The organism is Microcystis sp. M179S2 (assembly GCF_020245805.1).
GTDB classification, from domain to species: domain Bacteria; phylum Cyanobacteriota; class Cyanobacteriia; order Cyanobacteriales; family Microcystaceae; genus Microcystis; species Microcystis aeruginosa.
Genome location: NZ_JADBUE010000338.1, coordinates 1 through 2765, shown reverse-complemented (window position 1 = coordinate 2765; position 2765 = coordinate 1). Strand labels below are relative to the sequence as shown.

At 44.0% G+C, this 2765-nt stretch carries 2 protein-coding genes and 1 pseudogene; 1 reads left to right on the top strand and 2 read right to left on the bottom strand.

Going from position 1 to position 2765, the window contains the following annotated elements:
• Nucleotides 1-323 precede the first annotated feature (323 nt).
• Entirely contained in the window at nucleotides 324-1241 is a 918-nt protein-coding gene (locus IM500_RS21045; protein WP_287739474.1) for a glycosyltransferase family 2 protein, read from the bottom strand.
• Nucleotides 1242-1502: 261 nt separating this feature from the next.
• On the opposite strand from IM500_RS21045, the gene trpA reads away from it, so the two are divergent.
• A complete protein-coding gene (gene trpA, locus IM500_RS21040) occupies nucleotides 1503-2297 on the top strand; it encodes a tryptophan synthase subunit alpha (protein WP_287739473.1) in 795 nt (264 codons plus the stop codon).
• A gap of 235 nt (nucleotides 2298-2532) precedes the next feature.
• Here trpA and IM500_RS21035 read toward each other — a convergent pair.
• Nucleotides 2533-2765: pseudogene (locus tag IM500_RS21035) on the bottom strand (hypothetical protein); the annotation flags it as partial.

Below are 2765 nucleotides of genomic sequence, written 5' to 3'. Positions count from 1 at the left end.
AGCCAACTCTACGGAATCGCTCTACTCCAGATACAGTCAACGGTATAGCCATATTCAAGGGAAAAATGTACCCAGTAGCCTCTTTTCAATTTTTTCTGAGAAGCGACCTGCAGTAAGGGTTTTGTTAATTTTTTAGTATTTCTGTATGGGGGAAGTCCAGGTATAAAATTCCAATACGCAGTTTAAATACCGTACAGCTTGAGATGAGACAACAGCCGTGAAACGTGAAATTGATGTCACAGCTAATAAAAAATGGATCAGGATTGCTTTTTATCTCTAGGTTGTTGTTAGGTGATTGCTGACTGATTAATAATGGTTGAATGTTAATTGGCTTTTCCTTTCAGGGAGACGAAATTAGACCTATGGGAATTAAGATTGTCACCATTTTGCGGGGAATGAAAACGATTTCTCACTTCGGGGGGAGTGGGTAAACCCTGTTTCATTTCCGCTACTTTTAAGAGGATCAAATACTCATAAAAAGCTTGCAAAGTACACCAAGCAAAACCAGCTTTACCATCGAGAATTCCCGCCAAGATAAAATACATATAAAACCAACGAAGCAAGGGACGAAAAGGCAATCGTAGGGATAAATCTTTTAAAGCTCTCCGTCTATCTACTTCGGTTTCACCAAAAAATAAATTTTTCCAACTAACACCCCCGTTAGCCAACTGATGTAGGGTTTCTGCTGCTTCATCGGTAGAGTAACGATTATGTTTTTCAATCCAACGACTTAAACCTTTACTACAGGTATAGTGGGGATAGGTTTCTTCTAAAAAAGAGGTTTTTCCTCGACATTCTTCCCTTTCCGTGTGACCATAATCGCTAAACCAGACTTGATCTTTTCTAAATAGACGCATTTGATAACGGGGATACTGGGTGCTGCGACGGATCCAAGTTCCCATAAACATAACTCTTTCAGCCACATAAAAACCAGTAAATTCCTGTTGTTGCGTGGCACGCAGACATTCTGCATACAGTTGGGGTGTCATCCTTTCATCTGCTTCGAGAATATAAACCCAATCGTATTTAGTCTCGATATTTTCTAACATCCAAGTTCTTTGTTTACCATGACTCTCGAATTGATGCTGAATCACGCGCACTGGATAACGAGAAGCAATCTCTACAGTGCGATCGCTACTGTAGGAGTCAACCACAATCACATCATCGGATAGAAGTGCCGATTCCACACAGGCGGCAATATCAATTTCTTCGTTATGAGTGAGAATGTAAATGGAAAACATAGATATATGGTGTTTGATTATACGAAACCCGATCGGGCATTAGTCCTATTGTGTACTGGAAAAAGCGGAATGAAAACCTTTATTATCCAAGAAATTTTCTTAAAACTGCCAGACTGAGCCTATTCTAACCTTGATCGCCATTTTGTCAATATTTCTTAAGTATTACTTGAAAAATTCTTTACCTGAGCTTGCGGCAACCAGCAATGAGCTATTCCCCACCATGAGATAATAGACGGTGCTTTATGTCTCCAGTAATTTTCGATGACTGCTGTTTCCGAGTGTTTTCGTTCTCTCCGTTCCCAGGGGAATTGTGCCTTAATTCCCTTTATTACTGCCGGTGATCCCGATTTGTCCACTACTGCCCAAGCTTTACGCATTTTAGACCGGGCAGGGGCCGATCTGATCGAGTTGGGGGTTCCCTATTCCGATCCTCTTGCGGATGGTCCGGTTATTCAAGCGGCGGCCACGCGCGCTTTAAATCGGGGTGTCAAGTTGGAAGATGTGCTAGAAATCGTCAAAAATGCTCAGGGAGAGGTGAAAGCTCCCATTATTCTCTTTACTTACTATAATCCCATCTATCATCGCGGGATAGATGTCTTTTTAGACCAAATTAAAGCAGCTGGGGTGAGTGGTTTGGTGGTTCCCGATTTACCCCTAGAGGAAGCGGAAAGTCTGCTGCAACCGGCTGCCGCTAAGGGAATTGAAGTGATTTTATTGGTAGCGCCTACCAGTCCCCCGGAACGAATACAAGCGATCGCCAGGCAATCCCAAGGTTTTATTTATCTGGTGAGTGTCACGGGAGTGACGGGAATGCGGAAGCAAGTGGCCACCAGAGTGGAGGAATTGCTCGATTCTATCCGTTCTGTCACCGATAAACCCGTGGGGGTAGGATTTGGCATTTCTGACCCGACACAGGCGCTACAGGTGAAAAACTGGGGGGCTGATGCGGTAATTGTCGGCAGTGCCATGGTTAAACGTCTAGCCGATAATTCCCCCGGCGATGGGTTAAAATCCCTTGAAGAATTCTGCCGTAGTTTAAAACAGGCGATTCAGTGAGGGATGAGGAGTTAGTGGATGCGGATTAGAGCGAGCGTTCATGTCTTCTCGTTCTGAATTCGTTCAATTTCATCTAGCGCTTTTTTCGCCCGGAATACAGCCCGGAGATAGGCGATCTGGCTCTCCCACGCCGATCGGGGTAGGATGGGGGGGATAGGGTTCGGGTTCTCGTTCATCGAAAAAATGGGTCTGAAACCCCGCCCTTTAGCGATAGCGGAGGGCGGCTTTATACAAGTTAGTGAGAAACAATTAAACCGTTAGAACGACGAATTAACTGAATCTTGCTAACAGCTATTTGTCCCAATCGTTGACCATTGGTATCGCTTACAGATAGCTGTTTTTCGGTATCTCCACTAACATAACCAATTCCTTTGGGAGAAGAAACTAAATCTCCTTTACGGAACCCATGTCTTGTGGTAGAGCCACCATATTTACGTCGTTTACCACCCTTAGAAAAAACCATCAGGT

Bases quoted from the DNA above. Each gene is read 5' to 3' on its own strand.
- IM500_RS21045 (WP_287739474.1), bottom strand. From the start codon at position 1,241: ATGTTTTCCATTTACATTCTCACTCATAACGAAGAAATTGATATTGCC.
- trpA (WP_287739473.1), top strand. From the start codon at position 1,503: ATGACTGCTGTTTCCGAGTGTTTTCGTTCTCTCCGTTCCCAGGGGAAT.